19 protein-coding genes are annotated in these 19424 nt (G+C 65.0%); 13 read left to right on the plus strand and 6 right to left on the minus strand.

Annotation, left to right across the window (positions count from 1 at the left end):
- The 7 genes from EZM81_RS18445 to EZM81_RS13000 all read left to right on the plus strand — a co-directional run.
- On the plus strand, nucleotides 1-227 hold a 227-nt coding region (locus tag EZM81_RS18445), incomplete at its 5' end, for a hypothetical protein (protein ID WP_211195416.1).
- Nucleotides 228-230: 3 nt separating this feature from the next.
- Nucleotides 231-2261, plus strand: coding sequence for a hypothetical protein (locus EZM81_RS12975; RefSeq protein WP_136646012.1), 2031 nt, complete (start codon nucleotides 231-233; stop codon nucleotides 2259-2261).
- On the plus strand, nucleotides 2191-2466 hold the full coding sequence (locus EZM81_RS12980) for a hypothetical protein (protein WP_136646013.1): 276 nt from the start codon (nucleotides 2191-2193) through the stop codon (nucleotides 2464-2466). The genes EZM81_RS12975 and EZM81_RS12980 overlap by 71 nt, the downstream gene beginning before the upstream one ends.
- Nucleotides 2467-2600: 134 nt before the next feature.
- A complete protein-coding gene (locus tag EZM81_RS12985) occupies nucleotides 2601-4673 on the plus strand; it encodes a dynamin family protein (protein WP_135450497.1) in 2073 nt (690 codons plus the stop codon).
- A gap of 30 nt (nucleotides 4674-4703) precedes the next feature.
- A complete protein-coding gene (locus EZM81_RS12990; RefSeq protein ID WP_135450498.1) occupies nucleotides 4704-5663 on the plus strand; it encodes a GTPase in 960 nt (319 codons plus the stop codon).
- A gap of 25 nt (nucleotides 5664-5688) precedes the next feature.
- On the plus strand, nucleotides 5689-6057 hold the full coding sequence (locus EZM81_RS12995) for a hypothetical protein (RefSeq protein WP_135450499.1): 369 nt from the start codon (nucleotides 5689-5691) through the stop codon (nucleotides 6055-6057).
- Between the two features lie 53 nt (nucleotides 6058-6110).
- On the plus strand, nucleotides 6111-6986 hold the full coding sequence (locus tag EZM81_RS13000; protein WP_169052373.1) for a hypothetical protein: 876 nt from the start codon (nucleotides 6111-6113) through the stop codon (nucleotides 6984-6986).
- Here the strand turns inward: EZM81_RS13000 and EZM81_RS13005 are convergent, their stop codons facing one another.
- The 6 genes from EZM81_RS13005 to EZM81_RS13030 all read right to left on the minus strand — a co-directional run bounded on the left by EZM81_RS13005 (nucleotide 6987) and on the right by EZM81_RS13030 (nucleotide 13155).
- Nucleotides 6987-7982 (minus strand): ABC transporter ATP-binding protein, encoded by a 996-nt coding sequence (locus tag EZM81_RS13005; RefSeq protein ID WP_136646015.1) that lies wholly within the window; start codon nucleotides 7980-7982, stop codon nucleotides 6987-6989.
- Nucleotides 7983-8124: 142 nt separating this feature from the next.
- Complete coding sequence (locus tag EZM81_RS13010; RefSeq protein ID WP_211195417.1) at nucleotides 8125-9147, minus strand: Gfo/Idh/MocA family protein; 1023 nt, start codon at nucleotides 9145-9147, stop codon at nucleotides 8125-8127.
- On the minus strand, nucleotides 9144-9980 hold the full coding sequence (locus EZM81_RS13015; RefSeq protein ID WP_205909989.1) for a carbohydrate ABC transporter permease: 837 nt from the start codon (nucleotides 9978-9980) through the stop codon (nucleotides 9144-9146). The genes EZM81_RS13010 and EZM81_RS13015 overlap by 4 nt, the downstream gene beginning before the upstream one ends.
- A complete protein-coding gene (locus EZM81_RS13020; protein ID WP_135450502.1) occupies nucleotides 9980-10900 on the minus strand; it encodes a carbohydrate ABC transporter permease in 921 nt (306 codons plus the stop codon). The genes EZM81_RS13015 and EZM81_RS13020 overlap by 1 nt, the downstream gene beginning before the upstream one ends.
- A gap of 79 nt (nucleotides 10901-10979) precedes the next feature.
- A complete protein-coding gene (locus EZM81_RS13025; RefSeq protein WP_135450503.1) occupies nucleotides 10980-12227 on the minus strand; it encodes an ABC transporter substrate-binding protein in 1248 nt (415 codons plus the stop codon).
- Between the two features lie 43 nt (nucleotides 12228-12270).
- A complete protein-coding gene (locus EZM81_RS13030) occupies nucleotides 12271-13155 on the minus strand; it encodes an N-acetylmuramic acid 6-phosphate etherase (RefSeq protein ID WP_135450504.1) in 885 nt (294 codons plus the stop codon).
- Nucleotides 13156-13318: 163 nt separating this feature from the next.
- Between EZM81_RS13030 and EZM81_RS13035 the strand changes: the two genes are divergently transcribed.
- The 6 genes from EZM81_RS13035 to EZM81_RS13060 all read left to right on the plus strand — a co-directional run bounded on the left by EZM81_RS13035 (nucleotide 13319) and on the right by EZM81_RS13060 (nucleotide 19422).
- A complete protein-coding gene (locus tag EZM81_RS13035; RefSeq protein ID WP_136646016.1) occupies nucleotides 13319-14158 on the plus strand; it encodes a BadF/BadG/BcrA/BcrD ATPase family protein in 840 nt (279 codons plus the stop codon).
- On the plus strand, nucleotides 14158-14925 hold the full coding sequence (locus EZM81_RS13040) for a GntR family transcriptional regulator (protein ID WP_135450506.1): 768 nt from the start codon (nucleotides 14158-14160) through the stop codon (nucleotides 14923-14925). Before EZM81_RS13035 ends, EZM81_RS13040 begins: the two co-directional genes overlap by 1 nt.
- Nucleotides 14922-15947: an SIS domain-containing protein gene (locus tag EZM81_RS13045; protein ID WP_135450507.1), complete on the plus strand. Its 1026-nt coding sequence runs from the start codon at nucleotides 14922-14924 to the stop codon at nucleotides 15945-15947. Before EZM81_RS13040 ends, EZM81_RS13045 begins: the two co-directional genes overlap by 4 nt.
- Nucleotides 15944-17059, plus strand: coding sequence for an N-acetylglucosamine-6-phosphate deacetylase (nagA, locus tag EZM81_RS13050; RefSeq protein ID WP_136646017.1), 1116 nt, complete (start codon nucleotides 15944-15946; stop codon nucleotides 17057-17059). The genes EZM81_RS13045 and nagA overlap by 4 nt, the downstream gene beginning before the upstream one ends.
- A gap of 113 nt (nucleotides 17060-17172) precedes the next feature.
- Nucleotides 17173-18018 (plus strand): flagellar motor protein MotB, encoded by an 846-nt coding sequence (locus EZM81_RS13055; RefSeq protein ID WP_135450509.1) that lies wholly within the window; start codon nucleotides 17173-17175, stop codon nucleotides 18016-18018.
- 96 nt (nucleotides 18019-18114) lie between these two features.
- Nucleotides 18115-19422 (plus strand): flagellar hook protein FlgE, encoded by a 1308-nt coding sequence (locus EZM81_RS13060; RefSeq protein ID WP_136646018.1) that lies wholly within the window; start codon nucleotides 18115-18117, stop codon nucleotides 19420-19422.
- Nucleotides 19423-19424: the final 2 nt, after the last annotated feature.

Raw genomic sequence — 19424 nt, forward strand, 5'->3', positions numbered from 1 at the left:
ACCCGATGCCCGCCCAAACATTGCCAGAAACCGGTACGTCCGAGGAGGGTCTGCGGGAGGGGGCAGTCGCAAACCATGACAAAAAGCCGGTTTCCGATACACCGCCCGAGAGGCGGAGATCCGCCCCCGTCGTGGTCGTGCAGGAAGTGTCGCAGAAAGATGACACTGTTGCCGAGGACCTGCCTCCGGTGCGCTTGCGGCCGCGTCGCGTGATCGTCATAAGGTAGGGCATGGCACAGGCAGACGGAGAATTGACGGTCGCGCAGCGGCTTGGTCGGCTCTTGGATCGGGGCGTGCTTCCGGCTGGCGGCCCGGCGGAAGCGGCAGAGCGGCTGCTGGAACGCCTTGAACGCCCGGCGCGGGTGGCGCTGTTGGGCCTGCCCGGGTGCGGCAAGTCGTCCATTCTGAACCTGCTGACCGGCACCGTGGTCGTGCCAGAAATGCTGCGCCTTCCGACGATCATCGTGCAGCATGGCGAGGAGGAGCGGATGCTTTGCACGCTCGCCGATGGCAGGGCCGAGGTAGTGCCTGGCCGCGACCTGTCGCAGGTGCTGACGCTCAACCCCGCGCTCATCACGATCGAGGCCGATCTGCCGGCGCTGAAAGTGATCAGCCTGCTTGAAGTGGCCGCCGGCCCGATGGAGGCCGATCAGCGCCGTGCCGCGATCTGGGCCAGCAAACGGGCAGACATCCTGATCTGGTGCACGACCTCCTACCTGCCGAAAGAACAGCAGGTGTGGGAAGGCATGCCCGACATGGTCAAGGACAACGGCTTCCTGTTCCTGACGAAGATCGATCTGCTTGGCAGCCGCGAGGCCGCACAGGGCATGATCGAGCGGGTGGAGTTGCGGGCGGGGGAAGAGTTCCGCCAGGTGCTTGCGATTTCGGCCAAGCAGGCGCGCGCGGCCATGACAGCGCCGGGAGGGCTGGACCGCGACCTGTTCCGCGACAGTGGCGCCTCTGCCGTCATCACCACGATCAAGACCCGCGTGCAGATGGCGCGGCGCGCCGACACCGACATGGCCGAGCTTCTGATCGCACGTCATGCTGCGGCAGACGGTCCTGTGACGCGGCATCCGGCTGAGGCCGGCCCCGACATCCCGCACACCGGGGAAACACGGGGCTGGACGCCGCCGCCTGACCCGGTGCCGGAGGAACCCGCGCGCGAAGCCGCTGTCCCCGCAGAGCAACGCCCGGAACCAGAGCCCGCGCCCATTCCGGAACCCGTGCCCGAGCCGTCGGCCCAACCGGAACCCGAGCTGCTGCCGGAACCAGAGCCGGAAAAGGAACCGAGCCCGGTGCCGGAGCCTGCACCAGAACCGGACCCCAGGACCTGGCAGGAACCCGTCGCAGGCCCTGTCGTTGCCCGAGACGCCGTCGCCGGGCGGCAGCCCTCTGGCGACCCGGCTGCCGGTCGCAGGCGTTTTGCCGAGCGCATCAAGCAACTGCCGATGGGGGATGATGCCGGGTCCTCCTCATCGGTGCCGTTTCGCGCAACATGGAAATCCAAGGCCGAGGCTGCCGCACCACCGTCTAGGCCCGCCCGCGAAGCCGGGCCGGAGGCTGCATCGCCTGCCGTGCCAATGCCTGAACCCGCGGCGGGGCTTCCGCCAGAACCGGCGGTGATGAAGCGGCCCGGGCCCCGGAGTGGGCAAACCGGCGACACGGGTGCCGACGAGGGCGGCCCGGACGATGCGGCGATCGCAGCAATGCTGTCTGCGATTTCCGCTGCGCCCGAGGCGCCGCGCGTCCCGCGGGATCGCCTGGATGCCGGTCTGCGTTCGATGCCAGCGGAGGCTTCTGCGCAGATCGAACGTTTGGCGCGGCCATCGCTGTTTGGCGCGCGCAAGCCTGTGCCTGCCTCGCCGCAGGCTGCTGGCCGCCCTGCCGGCGGTGCCGCCGTTCCGGGCGAGCCGGTCACCCGGGTTCGGGGCCCCAGCCCGCGCCCTGCCGGGGAACAGCCCCGTGCCCCGATCCAGGCGCCAGAGGAATTCGCGTCGTCGCGCCCGGCCATGCCGCGCACGCCCCCCCCCGGTTCCCCTCGATGCGCAGGGACAGCCCGATCCGGCCCCCGCAGAACGCCGTGCGCGCCCGCGCATCGCGCGTGTGGTGTCGGTCAGGCCGGCCCCCCCACCTGCGGCCGCCTCTGGCGCGGATCAGGACATCGTGGATGCTGCAATCTCGCTGATCATGACCCGTGCCGCCGATCTTGCGGGCTGGGTCGATCCCGACGCCAAGGTGCCGGTGGACCAGATCCTTGAGCACAGCCGCGAGACGGCAGAGAAGGTAGCCGAGATCATCGGCAGGGGCGCGTCAGAGCATCTGAGGCGAATCAAGGCCGATCTGGGCGAGGTTCAGGATCTGATCATGCTGATGCAGCTTGAGAAGGGTCACGCGCCCGCAGACGATGCAATCACGCTGCTTCTGCAACTCAGGCGCGATCTGGAAACATTGCGCTCTATCTGACACGATTATTGAGCGTAGATTCGTCAAAAACCTGCCCAATTCGGACCACTTTCCCAACTTATGACACGATTGCGGGGACTTGCGCCTTGGGGTGTGACATAAATCTGGTTCAGGGCGAAGGTTGAGGGGTGATCATGGGACTTGGCGCAATCGTTCAGGATGATGATCCGGGTGCCGAACCGGTTGTTCCAGCCGTTGCGGATGCGGGTTCCGGCCTGAAGCGCAGCTTCCCCGGCCTTGGCCGCATTGCCGAGTCGATCCGGCAGTTCGAGGATGTCCTGCGCGACTTCGTCACCATGGCGGATCCGGACACATCCAAGAAAGTGACCCGCATCCTGCAGCAGGTGCGCGATGTCGAGCCGTCGGTCACGGTGATCGGGCAGATCAAGGCGGGCAAGACATCGCTGATCAACGCGATGATCGGCGCTCCGGGCCTTCTGCCTACCGACGTGAACCCGTGGACCTCGGTTGTCACCTCGCTGCACATCAATACGCCGCCGCCGGAACTGAACGTCAGGGCGAAGTTCAAGTTCTTCGACAACGCCGAATGGGAAAGGCTGGTGTCGAACGGTGGCCGGATCGGCCAGCTTGCGGCACGGGCCGGTGCGGACGAGGAGCTGGAAAAGCTTCGTCTTCAGGTCGTCGCCATGCGCGAAAAGGCGCAGGCACGGCTGGGCCGCAAGTTTGAGCTGCTTCTGGGCACCGAACATCGCTATGGCACGGTCGATGACGCGCTGCTGCGCCGTTATGTCTGTGTCGGCGACGATGATGCGGGCGGCGCCGATCAGGGCAGGTTCACCGACATCACCAAGTCGGCCGATCTGTACATGGATCGCGAGGACATTCCGATCATGCTGTGCGTGCGCGACACGCCCGGCGTGAACGACACCTTCATGATGCGCGAGCAGATCACGATCAACGCGGTGCGCGACAGCCGATCCTGTATCGTCGTGCTGTCGGCGCACCAGGCGCTGACCACGATGGACATGGCGCTGATCCGCCTGATCGCCCATCGCCAGAGCCGCGAGATCATCATTTTCGTCAACCGGATCGACGAACTGCCCGATCCTGCCAACCAGGTGCCGGAAATCCATCGCGCGATTCTGGAGACGCTGGAAAAGAACAACGCGCCGCAGGACATCGACATCATCTATGGTTCGGCCCACTGGGCCAATGCGGTGCTGGAAGGCAAGATCGACGAGATGTCCGACGACTCGACCGAGTCGGCGATCAACTGGACGCGCGCTGCCTTTGCCGAGAAGATGGGCGAATGGACGGCCGAGCAGCTTGTCTGGCATGCTTCGGGCGTGCCGGCACTGCTGGATGCGCTGGGGCAGCGGATGTACGAAGGCCCGGTGCGCGAGGCGCTGCAGAAATCGGCCCGCCAGGCGCTGAACCTGGCGCAAAGCCTGGACGTGGTCGATCAGGTCCGCATCCTGGAATCCGACGGTCAGTTGAACCGGACCATGACGCCGGAACAGCTGGACGCCGAGCTGCGCCAGATCGAACAGGCAGCCGTCGACAAGCTGACCCACCTGACGAACAACGTCTGCAAGGATTTCACCAACCGCATCGACCAGAGCTACGAACGCTTCCTCGACCGGGCGACGAACAGCCTGATCGAGCATCTGCAGACCCATGGCGAGGACGCGACATGGCACTACAGCCCCCTGGGGCTGCGGATGCTACTGTCGTCCAGCTACCAGGTCGTGCTGAAGAAGATGCACGCCATCGCGGCCGAGGTGAACAACGAGACGGCGGTCAAGATCGCCGACCTTTACGGCAAGACCTTCTCGATCGTCGTCGAGGGTTTCAAGATCGAGACCCCGGTCGTGTCCTACATTCCGCCGCCGATCAACCTGGGTCAGACCATCGCGCTGGACCTTCAGGTCAGCTGGTGGAAGGGCTGGTGGCAGCGCCGCCGCGGCTACAAGGCATTTGCACAGGACTTCAACAAGCTGATCCGGGCGGAAACCGACCCGATCATCAACGACCTGAAGACGATCCAGATCGGCCTGTTCCGCGAACGCACCCAGGCGACGCTGCGCGACTTCCTGCAGGAGCAGCGCGAACTTCTGATGAGCGCTCTGGCCAGCTCGGAAATATCGATGGAAGAGATGAAGGAGCTGTTCGGCGTGAATGCCTGGGAGGACCGGCAGCAATGCCTGGCCTCTATCATCGAAGAGCTTGGCGTCTATGCCGATTGAGGCCGGGAAGGGCAGGAAAGGATTGTACCCATGCCGATGACCCGCAAACCGCGCATCGCCATCATGGGCGAGTTCAGCTCGGGCAAGAGCACGCTTTGCAACGTGCTGATGGGCGCAAGGCCGCTGCTTGAAAAGGTCACGGCAACGCAGCTGCCGCCGGTGTGGCTATCCTATGGGCCGGAAGACGCCTATACGATGGGGCTGGATGGCGTGGCTTATGATCTTGACCTGGCCGATCTGGAACACGTGTCGCTGGATACGACGGAACATGTCCGCATCTTCATGAAAAGCGACATCCTGCGCTATTGCGACCTGATCGACATGCCGGGGATTTCCGACCCCTCGATGTCGCCTGAAGTGTGGGAACGGATGACCTATCTCGCTGATGGCGTCCTGTGGTGCACGCATGCGACCCAGGCTTGGCGGCAATCGGAAAGCGGTGTCTGGAACGGCTTCCCGCCCGAGATGCGGCGCAACAGCCTGCTGCTGATCACCCGTTTTGACAAGATCCACAGCGACACCGACCGCGCCAAGGTGTTGAAGCGTGTCCGGCAGGAAGTGGACGGGCTATTTGCCGATGTGTTCCCGGTTTCGCTTCTGAAGGCGATGAACGCGGGGGACGACCAGGAGAAATGGGCAGAAAGCGGGGCGGATGCATTCGCGACCGCGCTTTTCGAGATCATTCACCGCCTGATCGACGAAGGTTCCCCCGAGCCAGGACAGGAGAGGGCACCCGCAGTCCGACCCGAACCGTTCGACAGCGCCGAGGTGGGACAAAGCCTGATCGCCCGGTCGTTCGAGCGGCTGATGGCAGTGCGGAACAGGCCTGTTGTCAGGGTGATGCCGCGTCGCGTTGCCGCAGGCGAACGTCTGCTGCGCACCGAACGCCCGACGGGCGATACCGGCCCTGCCATCGTTTCCTTCTCGGATGACGACATGTTCGCAGCGGCCGAAGCGCAGATGACGGGCCTGCGGTCGCAAGGCAAGTAGGGCGGCGCAAGCCGGGGGGCGCAAATTGGGCGTGATCGAAAGCCTTGGCACCGTGGTCAAAGCCTTTCCCAAGGCGAGGGTGGTGGCTTTTGCCGACCTGTCGTCCAGCATGATCCTTGCCAGCCAGGGGGCAGAGGATATCACCCAGGAACATCTGGACGCCCTGTGCAAGCAGGCGCGGGCCAGCTTCGACGATCCGCTCTTCGCGCTATCGGTCGAGGCCTTTGGCGAGCCTCACGGGGCGCTGGTTGTGGGCGAAGACGGCGTTCGGGTCTTTCTGCGGTCGGAAAGCGAGCCGGCCGATGCACTGTGCTGCATCTGCGAGCATGGCATTGACCTGCCGGAATTTGTGACGAAAATCCGCGAAACGCTGGACGGGATTTCCGGCGGGTGACGCGCGGCACAGGCAGGGCGGGCAGGCCGTTGAACAAGGCAGCAATTCCGATCGTGGCTCGGCTGACGGCACTGCAGGCTGCGGCGCAGATCGCCCCCGGCGGTGCCAGGGTGATCGCCGTGGCGTCCGATCCCAGCCCTATCGTGGCGCTTCTGCGCGAGGTGAACGAAACCATCCTTGGCAGGGCACTACGATTCGAATCCAGCAGCGGTGCCTCCCTGACTCTGGAAGTCGCCGGGCGTCGCGCACTTCGCCTGACCGAGGCCGTCGGTCTTGCCGGGGCTGAACGCTGTCTTGCCGCCGGTGCCCTGGAGGATGAACACAAGGACGAGCTGATCAAGCTGTTGCAGGCGCTTGCCGCGCCGCGCTGCGAGTTGCGCGTGACCAGCCAGCCCCTTGGCCCTGCCGGCGAAGGCGTGAACGTCGGCTTGCCGGTGGCCCTTCTGGCCGACCTTCTGCTGATCGATCTGAACGCCGTTCCCGGAATGGCACCGCCCGCGCCCGAGCCGGAAGCAGAGCCCGTACGAGGGGGGCGCGGGCCGAAGGTCATTCCATTGCCGCGCACTGCTGCCGAACGAAAGGCGCCGCCGGCCGCGACATGCGATCTGGCGGCTCTGGCCCGTGCAATGGGGCCTGGCCTGGTGGCCTGGTTGGTCTCTGGCGGGGTGAGCGACGGGGTGACCGAGGGGCCGGAAGAGATGGTGGCGCATCTGCAGGGCTTTCTGGAGGAGGAAGCCGAAGCCGTTGGTCGCCAGCTTGACCTGATGTCGAACCAGCCCGGCAGCACGGTCTGTTCGCTTCTTGGGGCGACCCTTGTGGACGGCCACAGCATCCTGTGCGCCCGTTCGGGCGAGGGGCTGCTGCTTGGTGTGGTCGAGGGCGATGCGACCCAGGCACTGCTGTCTGCCTGGGCCGCGGCAAAGGCCTGATCAGCGACGCTTGCCCGCAGGATCGAACTGGAACATGCGATCGCGCTGCAGGGTCAGATAGACCGTCTCTGACACAGCGAAGTCATGCTCGCCGAACAGCCGGACGGTCAGCAGGCCATGATCGGGGTGACGTGCATAGACCAGCGTCTCGCCGCCCAGCTTCTCGACATGGCTGACCTCGGCCTTCAGGTCGCCGGACTCGCGGCTGATGGTCAGGTGTTCGGGGCGGATCCCGATCCGGCCGGGTGGATAGCCCATGCTGGCCGCGTCAAGGAAGTTCATCTGGGGGCTGCCGATGAAGCCCGCGACAAAGGTGTTCGCCGGGTTGTTGTAAAGTTCCATCGGGCTGCCGACCTGTTCCACCTTGCCCGCGCGCAGCACGACGATACGATCGGCCAGCGTCATCGCCTCCACCTGATCGTGGGTGACATAGATCATCGTCGCCTTGAGCTCGCGGTGCAGCTTTGCGATCTCGATCCGGGTGGCGACGCGCAGAGCTGCGTCCAGGTTCGACAGAGGCTCGTCGAACAGGAACAGTTTCGGCGTGCGCACGATGGCCCGACCGATGGCCACGCGCTGGCGCTGACCGCCCGAAAGTTCGGCCGGGCGCCGTTCCATCAGGGGTTCCAGCGCCAGCATTGCGGCCGCCTTGTCGGTCGCGGCCCTGATCTCGGCCCGCGAGACACCGGCCTGTTTCAGCGCCAGCCCCATGTTGTCGCGCACGGTCAGGTGGGGGTAGAGCGCATAGGTCTGGAACACCATTGCAAGTTCGCGCTTCGCGGGCGCCACGTCGTTCATGCGCTTGCCGTCCAGAAGGATGTCGCCCCCCGTCGTATCCTCCAGCCCCGCGATCATCCGCAGCAGCGTGGACTTCCCGCAGCCTGATGGGCCGACGAAGACGCAGAATTCGCCATCGTTCACGATCAGATCGACGCCCTTGATCACGTCGGTCTTGCCGAAGCTTTTCGTGACGCCCTTCAGTTCAAGTGCGCCCATGACGTCCTCCGCACAGCGCCTGGATTGAGAATCGTCGCCTCCCCTTGCTCCGGCTGTGGAGGGGATGGCGGCGGGCGATCCGGATGCGCCCCTCCCTCCCCCCTTTTGTGGGGGAGGGAGGCGCCTTGCGGCTGGGCCGCGTTCACAGCCGCACCGGCTTGCCCGACCGGACGCTTTCGTCGGCGGCAAGGCAGATGGCAAGCGACTGGACGGCATCCTCCATGTGGCGCGTCAGATCCAGGTTCTCCGTGATCGCACGGGCGACAAAGGCCTGTTCGCGCTCGCACAAATCCTGATGGCCGGGCTCGTCGGCCATCGACAGGTCCTGATCCGGCTGGCCGACGCGGTGCACGCGGATCGTCTGGGTCGCGGTGTGGGTGGCATGGTCGTCCGACCGCGCGCTTTCCGGCATCTTGATCGACACGGCACCATTGGGGCTGACCACGTCCTTCACGAAGAACGCCGTGTCCGACATCATCGGCCCCCAGCCGGCCTCATACCAGCCGACCGAGCCGTCATCGAACAGAACCTGGAAATGGCCGTAGTTGTACATGTCGGGCGCGATCTCGTCGGTCAGGCGCACCCCCATGCCTCGCACTTCCACGGGCTTTGCGTCGGTGATCTGGCACATCACGTCAACATAGTGAACGCCGCAATCGACCAGCGGGCTGGTGGTCTTCATCAGGGTCTTGTGAACCTCCCAGGTCGGGCCCTTGGACTGCTGGTTCAGGTTCAGGCGAAAGACGTAGGGTCCGCCCAGGGCGCGCGCCTCTGCGATCAGTCGCATCCATGACGGATGGTGGCGCAGGATATAACCGACGACCAGCTTCTTTCCGTTCGCCTTCGCGCAGTCCACCACCCGACGCGCGTCCTTCACGGTCGTCGCCAGCGGCTTTTCGACGAAGACATGCGCCCCGGCCTCCATCGCGGCCACGGCATAGTCGGCATGGCTGTCGGAATAGGTGGAGATGTTCACCAGATCCGGTTTCAGCCGGTTCAAGGCGGCGTGGAACTCGGGCTCGATGGCGTAGCCGTTCAGCGCCGGGTCCAGCGTCGGGGGAGAGCGGTTGACCAGCCCCACCAGTTGAAAGGCCGGGTTGCGGTGGTAGGCCAGCGCATGGCTGCGGCCCATGGTGCCAAGACCGGCGACCATCACTTTGATCATTTGACGGCTCCTGCGGTGATCCCGCGGATCAGCTGCCGCGAGAAGATGAGGTAGAGGACAAGGACGGGAACGATAGCCAGCGACAGCGCGGCAAGGACGGCATTCCAGTTGGTGACGAACTGCCCGATGAAGACCTGTGCGCCAAGCGTGACGGTCTTGGTCTGTTCGGCCGGAGCCAGGATCAGCGGGAACCAGAGGTCATTCCAGATCGGGATCATGGTAAAGACCGCAACGGTTGCCATGGCCGGCCGCACCAGCGGCAGGACGAGGGTAAAGAAGATGCGGTATTCCGACAGCCCATCGATGCGCCCTGCATCCTTCAGATCCTTCGAGACCGACTTCATGAACTCGGACAGGATGAAGATGGCCAGCGGCAGCCCCTGCGCCGTGTAGACCAGGATGAGCGCAGTCAGTGTGTTCACCAGGCCTGTGGCCACCATGATTTCCAGGATTGCCACCGTGCCCAGACGGATCGGGATCATGATGCCGAGGGCAAGGTAAAGGCCCATCAGGGTGTTTCCCTTGAAGCGGTATTCGCTCAATGCGAAGGCCGCCATGGCGCCGAACAGAAGGACGAAGAACAGGCTGGCCACGGTCACGATCAGGCTGTTCTGGAAGTAAAGCAGGAAATCGCCCTGCTTCAGCACCGTCTGATAGCCCACCAGGTCGAAGTTGGCTGGCATCGGCAGGGCCAGCGGATCGGCAAAGATGGCCTTGCGGCTCTTGAAGCTGTTGATGACGATGACGAAGACCGGAAACAGCGCGATCAGCGTATAGGTCAGAAGGACCGCGTGGGCTGCAATCGTTCGGCCAAGTGAGGTGCGCGCGCTCATCAGAACTGATACCTCCGCAGGCGGGTCTGGATGCCGAACAGGTAAAGGCAGACGCCGATCAGGATGATGCCGAACATCGAACCCGCGATGGCCGAGCCCATGTAGGGATCGCCCAGTTGCAGCTGGAAGCCGAAGAAGGTGCGATAAAGGAAGGTTCCGAGGATATCGGTCGAGAAGTTGGGCCCCGCAAGTGCCCCCTGCGCCACATAGATCAGGTCGAAGGCGTTGAAGTTGCCAACAAAAGTCAGGATCGAGATGATGCCGATACTGGGCAGGATCAGCGGCAGCTTGATCTTCCAGAACTGCGACCAGCCGGTGATCCCGTCCATCTCGGCGGCCTCGATCACCTCGTCGGGGATCGACAGAAGAGCGGCATAGATCAGCATCATCGGAATGCCGACGAATTGCCAGACCGACACCAGCGCCAAGGTGGTCAGCGCGGTTTCCTCCTTGCCCAGCCAGGGCTGGAACAGCGATTTCAGCCCCACAAGGTCCAGAAGGCCGGGGGCGATGCCCCAGATCGGCGACAGGATCAGCTTCCAGACGAAGCCGACGATGACGAAGGAAAGGATCGTGGGGATGAAGATCGCCGTGCGGTAGAACGCCGCCATCCGCAGGCGCGGGGTCGAAAGGATCGCCGCCAGTGCGATGCCGATCGGATTCTGGACCAGCATGTGGATCACGAAGAACCAGGTGTTGTTGGCCAGCGCGTTCCAGAAGGCGTCGGACCACAGCGCGTCGCCGAACAGGCGGGCAAAGTTCGCCAGCCCGACAAAGACCCGCTCGCCAGCCGCGTCCTTGTTGAACAGCGACTGCGCCAGGGTTCCGAACAGGGGAATGATCATCAGGCTGGTGTAGACCAGCACGGCCGGGGCCAGAAACACGGCAATGTGCCAGCGCACGGGCTTACGCGAAGCCATGTTCGTTCCCTTTCATGCTGGTAAGGATTTTCAGGCCGGGTGCGGGGGGCGCAAGGCCCCCCGTCCCGAAGGATCTGGCCTATTTCTGCGGCTCATACCACGAAGCCAGACCGGCTTGCAGGCGCGCGGCCGCAGCTTCCGGCGTTTCCGCACCACGGATCACGTTGGCCGCGGCATTCCAGGTCTCGTTCTCCAGGTTCGGCGTGCCGCGCGAAAGGATCTGGTAGGTGGACCGGATCGTGGACTGGCACTTCTGCCGCCAGGACACGAATTCCTGCGCCAGCGGGTCCGACATTTCGACCGGGGTCGAATTCAGGCTGAAGAAGCCGGGCAGGGCATTGGCATAAAGCGCCGCGAATTCGGGCGAACCCACCCATTCCAGGAACACCTTGGCGGCCTCTGCGTTCGGCGACTTCGCATTCAGGCCGATGGCGATGTCGGTGTGGTCGGAGATGTAGCAGGTATCGCCCGCAGCGCCCACCGGCGGCGGGAAGGCGCCCATCTTGAAATCGGCCTGGGCGTTGAAGCCCGCAATCTCCCACGAACCGGCCGGGTAGATCGCGGCGCGGCCGAGCGTGAAGAGGTTCTGGCTGTCCGGGTAGGTCTGGGCCTCGAAGCCGTCGCCCAGATAGTCCTTCCAGCGCGCCAGTTCGCGGAACGGCGCAACCCAAGGCTCGTCGGTCAGCTTCTGTTCGCCCTTGATCAGCGCCAGACGGCCCTCCTCGCCCTTCCAGTAGTTCGGCCCGATGTTCTGATAGCCCATCGTGGCGGCTTCCCACTGGTCGTTGGTGCCCATCGCCATCGGGATATAGGTGCCGTCTTCCTTGATCTTGTCGAGCACGGCGAAGAACTCGTCCCGGGTGGTCGGAACCGACAGGCCCAGTTGCTCGAAGGCATCGGCGTTGTAGATGAACCCGTGGATCACCGAGGCCATAGGCACGCAGAAGGTTGCGCTGCCGTCGTCGGTCTGCCAGGCCGACTTCGCAACCGGAGAGAAGTTCGCCATCGCTGCCAGATCCGAAAGGTCGGCCAGGTGGCCCTGGTTGTAAAGCTCGAGGCTGGCGTCGAACGGTCGGCAGGTGATCAGGTCACCGGCCGATCCCGCGGCAAGCTTGGAGTTCAGCACCGCATTGTATTCCGCCGGGGCCGAGGGGGCGAAAACCACCTTGATGTCGGGATGCTGCGCCTCGAAGGCCGGGATGATCGTGTCCTGCCAGATGGTCAGGTCATCGTTGCGCCAGCTTTCGATGGTCAGCGTGGTTTCGGCCAGCGCCGGACCGGCAAGCAGCGTGCTGGTCAGAAGCGCGAGGCGGATTTTTCTGGTCATTCTCAGTCTCCCTGTTGGGGCATATCGCCCGGTGGTCTTCGTGTCAGGTGTTCATCGCAGCGGCCAGATGGCCGCCCGCGCTTGCCAGCCGCGCCAGCGCAGCCTCGGGCGACGCGCCTCGTGCGACCAGCACGGCGGCCTTTACCGCCCCCCCCGTCCGATTCAGGGCGACGCGGGCGGCTGCGGTCTCTACCCCCGCCACATGGGCGACGATCCGTGCCGCACGGTCGCGGAGCTTGGCATTGTCGGCGATCACGTTCACCATCATCCCATCATGGATATGCCCCAGACGCACGCCTGTCAGCACCGAGATGAGGTTCAGCGCCACCTTCTGCGCCGTTGCAGCGCCCAGACGGGTAGACCCGGCCACGATCTCGGCCCCCGTGTCCAGCAGAACCGGCACATCGGCGGCTGTAAGCAGGGCCGAGCCTGCGACATTGGCGATGCCGATGATCCTGGCCCCCGCCGCCGCGGCCCCCTCGGCAACTTTCAGCGTATAGGGCGTCGTGCCCGAGGCTGAGACAGTTATCACCACATCGCCGGGCCGAAGCCCGGCGCGGGCAAGGTCGGCAGCGGCAAGGGCCGGGTTGTCCTCGACCCCGCCGGTCATCTTGAGCAGTGCATCTGCCCCTCCTGCAAACAGCATCGGCGTCCGCTCGGTGGGGATGCCAAAGGTGCCCAGAAGTTCCAGGCAGTCGGCCAGCGCCATAAGGCCGGAGGATCCGGCGCCGGCATAGGCCAGCTTGCCGCCGTTGCGCAGCGCCTCGGCCGCAAGGTCGGCAGCCCTTTCCAGCGCAGGAAGCGCTGGGCGCACTGCCGCAAGGGCGCCCAGCTGGGCGTCAAGCGCGCGTGACAATACCTGATCCGCCGGGGCCAGATGCAGGCCTTGCGCCAGTGGATGCAGTGCCTCGGTCGAATGGTCGGCCATGTGATTCCTCCTTGATCAGGATAATGCCAAAACAATACCACTTGTAAAGCTTCATCTTCCATCTACGGATTTTTCGGCGCAATATTGTGTCTTAAGAATACCTCAAAGATACTGCTTTCAAAATGGTATCTTTTTGGTATTATTTCCTCACAAGGGGATTCGCATGGACCTGTATCTGGGCATAGACGGTGGGGGGACCGGCTGCCGTGCGGCGGTTGCCGATGCTTCAGGCCGCATCCTGGGGCGCGGTGCGGCTGGCCCTGCCAATATCGCCAGCGATGTCCTGGGCGCGCGCGACAACATCCTGGCAGCCGCAAACAAGGCCCTTGCCGATGCCGACTGTCCCCCCGATGCCATTGCGCGCCTTGCTGCCGGGCTGGGCCTTGCCGGGGCCAACGCGGCAGGTGCGGCGCAGGCCTTGCGACGGGCTCTGCCGTTCACGCGCCTGCGGATCGAGACCGATGGTCATGCGGCTGTCAGGGGCGCGCTTGGCGGCCATGATGGAATCGTTGCCGCAATCGGCACGGGGTCTGTCCTTGCCCGGCAAAGCGGCGGTGTCATCCGCCAGATCGGAGGCTGGGGGCTGGTTCTGGGCGACCAGGGCAGCGGGGCCTGGCTGGGGCGGGGCCTTCTGGCAGAGGTGCTGGCGGGGCTGGATGGATTCCGGCCGATGACGCCCTTGCTGCAACAGGTTGCCGCCCAATACGGCGGCAAGGAGGGGATCATCGCCTTCTCGCTTTCGGCCCGACCGGCAGACTTTGCCGCTCTTGCCCCGCGCATCCTGGACAGCGCAGACCCGGTGGCGCAGCTTCTGCTGGCCCGGGCAACCGATGACGTCGCGGCGGCGATCTCGGTACTTCAGGGCGACCGTCCGCTTCCGGTGACCTTCATCGGCGGGCTCGGCCCTGCCCATGCCGAAAGGCTGGCAGGGCGCTGGCCGATCCGTCCGTCGCAGGGTACCGCGCTGGACGGGGCGCTGATGCTGGCGCGGGAGGCTGCGTGATGGACGGGCTGTTCTCACCCGAGGGGTTCGGCGATGGCGCAGGGCCGCTTTACCTGCAACTTCAGCGCCGGCTGGTGGATGCCATGGCGCAGGGCGCGCTGCCGCCCGGATCAAGCCTTCCGGCAGAGCGCGACATAGCGGCGATGACCGGGCTTTCCCGCGTGACGGTGAGGAAGGCGATCGAGGCGCTGGTCGCCTCGGGCCAGCTGGTGCAGAAGCGCGGTTCCGGCACCTATGTCGCGCCGCGCGTTGAACGGCTGGAGCAGGCATTGTCGCTGCTGACCAGCTTCACGGAAGACATGGCCCGGCGCGGCAAGTCGGTGGAATCGGTCTGGATCAGCCGGTCGGTGCAGCCGCCCACGCCGGAAGAGGTGATGGCCCTTGGCCTTGGCGCCGGCGACCGGGTCGCGCGGCTGGAACGGGTGCGGAGGTCGGACGGTGTACCGCTGGCCATCGAACGCGCCTCGATTCCGACACAGGTTCTTCCCGACCCGGAGGTGGTCGGCAGCTCGCTTTATGCCGTGCTGGAAAGATCCGGCCATCGCCCCGTGCGCGCGGTGCAGCGGATTTCGGCCGCCAATCTTGGCCCGCGGGATGCCGAGCTGCTGGGCGTGGCCCCGGGCGCTGCAGGGCTGAAGATCGAGCGCATCGGCTATCTGGCCAATGGCCGGGTGGTGGAATTCACCCGCTCGCTCTACCGGGGCGACGCATATGATTTCGCGGTGGAGCTGAAGCTTGCACCGGAACCGGAAAGGCCGCCAGCATGACCCAATCCCACATGGCCCGCGAAGTGGCCGAAATACCGGAGGCCGCGCGGCGGTTCCTGGCTTTGGCGACCGCTTCGATCGCACAGGCGGCCGAGGCGATGCGCCGCGCCGATCCCGACGTGATCGTGACCGTGGCACGCGGGTCGTCGGATCATGCCGCGACCTATGTGAAATATGCAGTCGAATTGCTGGCTGGGGTGCCGGTGGCAAGCGTCGGACCATCGGTCGCCTCGATCTACCGCCGTCCGCTGCGGCTGCGCCGGGGGGCCTGCATCGGTATCTCCCAATCCGGCCAGAGCCCGGACATCGTTGAAATGATGCGGGCGGCAGCCCAGGGGGGGGCGCTGACCGTAGCGATCACCAACCACGCGAACAGCCCGATGGCAAAGGCTTCGGCGCATTGCCTTGCCTTGCAGGCCGGGGCCGAAAACAGCGTGGCGGCGACCAAGACCTTCGTGATCTCGGTCCTTGCCGGGCTGGCGCTGCTGGCCGAGTGGCAGCAGGACGACAGCCTGCGCGCCGCCGTGGCCAGGCTGCCAGAGGCCTTTGCCCAGGCGCTGACGATGGACTGGTCGCCCCTGGCCGCACGGTTGGCTCGGGCGCAGTCCCTTTATGTGCTGGGGCGCGGGCCGGCCTTTGCCATCGCGAACGAGGCGGCGCTGAAATTCAAGGAAACCTGTGGCCTTCACGCCGAAAGCTTCTCGGCGGCAGAGGTGCTGCACGGGCCTTCGGCCATTGTCCAGGCGCAGTTCCCGGTTCTGGCGCTGGGTGTGGAGGATGCCGCACTGCCCCGCCTGCGCGAGACCGCCGAGCGGCTGGCGGTACAGGGGGCTGACGTGTTCCTGACCGGGGCTGACGCACCGGGGGCCACCCGCCTGCCCAGCCTGCCCGACCTGCACCCGCTGTGTTCGCCACTGGTCCTGTCGGTCAGCTTCTACGCCTTCATCGAAGGCCTTGCCCGCCGCCGGGGGTTCGACCCCGACGTGCCCCCCCATCTTCGCAAGGTGACGGAAACAGTATGACTGCGCAGATCTTCACCGGCGCGGCGGTCTTTGACGGCACGCATCTGCACCACAGGGCAAGCCTGCGGGTCGAAGACGGCATCGTCACCGAAGCCGGCCCCGGAGAGGAGGTTCGGCTGCACGGCGGCATCCTTGCGCCGGGGTTCCTGGACCTTCAGGTGAATGGGGCAGGCGGGCGGATGGTGGATGCAGGCTGCACCGCCGGCTGGCTGGCCGAAATGTGCGCGATCCATGCCCGGCTGGGGGCGACGGGCATTCTGCCCACGCTGATCACGGACACGCCCGAGGCCACATCCGCGGTGATCGCTGCGGGCATCAAGGCGGCACAGGCCGGCACACCCGGCTTTCTGGGCCTGCATCTGGAAGGCCCGCATCTCGACCCTCGCCGCAAAGGCGCGCATGATCCCGCCCTGATCCGTCCGATGACCGATGGCGACCTCTCTCTCCTGCTCGAGGCCGCGCGGCATCTGCCTTCGCTGCTGGTCACCGTCGCGCCGGAAAGTGTCACGGCAGAGCAGATCGGGCAGCTCGCGGCGGCGGGCGTGGTGGTCAGCCTCGGCCATACCGACTGCACCTGGGCCCAGGCGATGGCCGCCATCGCTGCGGGCGCGACCTGCGTGACGCATCTGTTCAACGCCATGAGCCAGCTGGGCAATCGCGAGCCGGGTCTTGTCGGCGCCGCGTTGACCCAGCCGGTCCATGTCGGGCTCATCGCCGATGGCATCCACGTTGCTCCGCCAGCGATCCGGATCGCCATGGCCGCAAGCGACCGGCTGTTTCTTGTCAGCGATGCGATGGCCGCTGCGGGCAGCGACCTGACCGAATTCACGCTGGGCGGACGCCGCATCCTGCGCCGCGACGGCCGGCTGACCCTGGAGGACGGCACGCTGGCCGGGGCCGACCTGACCCTGCCGCAAGCGGTGGGGGTGATGACCGGACTGGGCTTTCCGGTCGACGTGGCACTGGCCATGGGCACGGCGCGACCAGCAGCCTGCCTGGGCCGAAGCGCGGAACTGGGCCACCTGCTGCCGGGGCGCCGGGCGGACATGGTTCATGTCACGCCAGAGGGGAAGCTTCTTGGTGTCTGGCAAGCCGGGTCGCGGATCGTCTGACCCCGGCGCAATATGGCCCCATCACGGCCTTTCCCTAAAAGCCCGCAGGTTAAGGTTGGGGAAAGTGTCCTGGTGCTATCACCCGTAACGGGTGTGACAAAGGGTGATACGGAATGGCAGGGCAAGGCAATGCCACGCCGGTCATCATCAGGCGCAGGAAGGTCGTGGCTGGCGGCGGTCACCACAGCGGGGCATGGAAGGTGGCCTATGCCGACTTCGTGACCGCGATGATGGCCTTCTTCCTCTTGATGTGGCTTCTGAACGCAACGACCGAAAGGCAGCGCAAGGGAATTTCGGATTACTTCAATCCGACGGTCCCGGTGAACCGCGTTTCGGGCGGCGGTGACGGGGCCTTTGGTGGCGACAGTGTTTTCGCCGAAGAGACGATGGCACATACCGGGACCGGTGCGATCGACACGAGGGGCATGCTGGCCGCTGCTGCCTCACCTGGCATGAACGGCAAACAGGAAACGGCGGGCATCGAAAAGGCACCATCGGACCTTGAGGACGTGGAAAAGGCCTTGCTTGCCCGTGGCGGTGAAAGCAGCACGATGCAGCGCTTGCTGCGTCATGTCGTGACCAGGATCACCGACGAGGGGCTGGTGATCGAACTGTTCGATCGGCCCGACGCCACCCTGTTCAGGCAGGAAACAGCCGAGCCTTCGGCCCTCACGCGTGAGATAGCCTTGCTTCTGGGCGAGGTTCTGAACCTGACCACGAACGAAATCGCTGTGAACGGGCATCTGCGCGCCCATCCCGTGACCCTGGCAGACAATCCCGTCTGGCCACTGTCTGCGGAACGCGCGCAGGCCACGCGTGCGCTGCTGGAAACATCTGGAATTGACGCAGGCAGGATGCAGCGCGTCACGGGCTATGCCGACCGCAAACCCGTGACAAGGGATCCGACGGCCCTGCGGAACAACCGGATCGAGATCGTTCTTCTACGCCGCGACCGATGAAGGAATCTGTCGGATTTTACCCGTTAGGCCGGTGTTAATCCACCCCGGTGCAGCTTTCCCCCATCGGGGCACGAAGCAGCAGAAGGGCGCTTTCCCATGACGATTTCCTCATCGCTCTCCGCGGGCGTGGCCGGCCTCAATGCCAATGCGACGCGGCTTGCCGCGATTTCCGACAACATCGCGAACTCATCCACCTATGGCTACAAGCGGGCACAAACCGAATTCACCTGCATGGTGGTCTCTTCCGCCCGCGGTGCCAGTTCCTATTCCGCCGGCGGCGTGCGCGCGTCGGCCGTTCGACTGATCGACGAGCGTGGTGATCTCATCGGCACCGGAAATGCCCTGGATCTGGCGATTTCCGGCCGGGGAATGCTGCCGGTGATCAGCGAGGCCGCGCTGGGCAACCCACTCAGCAACTCACCGCTTCTGATGACACGGACGGGCAGTTTCCGCACGGACGCGAACGGCGTTCTCAAAACCGATACCGGGCTGGTGCTGCTTGGCTGGCCGGCCAATGCCGATGGGTCGATCCCGCCGAAGCCGCGCGACACGATTGCGGGGCTTGTGCCGGTGGTGATCAACACCAACCAGGCGGCAGGCGATCCGACGACGATGATGAGCCTGGGGGTCAACCTGCCGGCGACCTACACCAATGCCGGCTCGACTTCAGTTCCGCCGCCGCTGTCGGTGGAATATTTCGGCAACCTCGGCACCTCGGAGACGCTGGAGGTGACATTCATCCCTGTTGTGCCGGTATCGGGATCCTCGAACCAGTGGCGGATGGAGATTCGCGATTCTGCCTCGGGCGGGGCGCTGATCGGTGAATACAGCCTGACCTTCGACGATTCGCGCGGCGCGGGCGGAACGCTGGCCTCGGTGAGCGTGATTTCCGGTGGGGCCTACAACCCGGCAGATGGCACGCTGGCGCTGACAGTCGCCGGGGGGCCGATGACCGTCGGGATCGGCCGGCTGGGTGATCCGAACGGGCTGACGCAGCTTTCTGACAGTTTTGCTCCGGTATCCATCGCAAAGAACGGCTCTCCGGTCGGCAACCTGACCACGATAGAAATCGACGAAAACGGTTATGTGAACGCCACCTACAACACCGGCTTCACGAAGCGGCTCTATCAGATCCCCCTTGTCGATGTGCCCAACCCCAACGGGCTGTTATCCCTCTCGAACCAAGCATATCAGGTTTCGCCCGAATCGGGCTCTTTCTTCCTGTGGGATGCCGGGGCCGGGCCCACCGGGACCATCCATGGCTATTCGCGCGAAGGATCGAAGACCGATGTCGCGGCGGAACTGACCAGCCTGATCCAGACCCAGCGCGCCTATTCATCAAACGCCAAGGTCATCCAGACCGTGGACGAGATGCTGCAGGAAACCACCAACATCAAGCGATAACG

The sequence above is a fragment of the Tabrizicola sp. YIM 78059 genome (assembly GCF_004959785.1).
Classification (GTDB): Bacteria; Pseudomonadota; Alphaproteobacteria; order Rhodobacterales; family Rhodobacteraceae; genus Tabrizicola; species Tabrizicola caldifontis.

Bases quoted from the DNA above. Each gene is read 5' to 3' on its own strand.
- EZM81_RS12975 (WP_136646012.1), top strand. From the start codon at position 231: ATGGCACAGGCAGACGGAGAATTGACGGTCGCGCAGCGGCTTGGTCGG.
- EZM81_RS12980 (WP_136646013.1), top strand. From the start codon at position 2,191: ATGACCCGTGCCGCCGATCTTGCGGGCTGGGTCGATCCCGACGCCAAG.
- EZM81_RS12985 (WP_135450497.1), top strand. From the start codon at position 2,601: ATGGGACTTGGCGCAATCGTTCAGGATGATGATCCGGGTGCCGAACCG.
- EZM81_RS12990 (WP_135450498.1), top strand. From the start codon at position 4,704: ATGCCGATGACCCGCAAACCGCGCATCGCCATCATGGGCGAGTTCAGC.
- EZM81_RS13005 (WP_136646015.1), bottom strand. From the start codon at position 7,982: ATGGGCGCACTTGAACTGAAGGGCGTCACGAAAAGCTTCGGCAAGACC.
- EZM81_RS13010 (WP_211195417.1), bottom strand. From the start codon at position 9,147: ATGATCAAAGTGATGGTCGCCGGTCTTGGCACCATGGGCCGCAGCCAT.
- EZM81_RS13015 (WP_205909989.1), bottom strand. From the start codon at position 9,980: ATGAGCGCGCGCACCTCACTTGGCCGAACGATTGCAGCCCACGCGGTC.
- EZM81_RS13020 (WP_135450502.1), bottom strand. From the start codon at position 10,900: ATGGCTTCGCGTAAGCCCGTGCGCTGGCACATTGCCGTGTTTCTGGCC.
- EZM81_RS13025 (WP_135450503.1), bottom strand. From the start codon at position 12,227: ATGACCAGAAAAATCCGCCTCGCGCTTCTGACCAGCACGCTGCTTGCC.
- EZM81_RS13030 (WP_135450504.1), bottom strand. From the start codon at position 13,155: ATGGCCGACCATTCGACCGAGGCACTGCATCCACTGGCGCAAGGCCTG.
- EZM81_RS13035 (WP_136646016.1), top strand. From the start codon at position 13,319: ATGGACCTGTATCTGGGCATAGACGGTGGGGGGACCGGCTGCCGTGCG.
- EZM81_RS13040 (WP_135450506.1), top strand. From the start codon at position 14,158: ATGGACGGGCTGTTCTCACCCGAGGGGTTCGGCGATGGCGCAGGGCCG.
- EZM81_RS13045 (WP_135450507.1), top strand. From the start codon at position 14,922: ATGACCCAATCCCACATGGCCCGCGAAGTGGCCGAAATACCGGAGGCC.
- nagA (WP_136646017.1), top strand. From the start codon at position 15,944: ATGACTGCGCAGATCTTCACCGGCGCGGCGGTCTTTGACGGCACGCAT.
- EZM81_RS13055 (WP_135450509.1), top strand. From the start codon at position 17,173: ATGGCAGGGCAAGGCAATGCCACGCCGGTCATCATCAGGCGCAGGAAG.
- EZM81_RS13060 (WP_136646018.1), top strand. From the start codon at position 18,115: ATGACGATTTCCTCATCGCTCTCCGCGGGCGTGGCCGGCCTCAATGCC.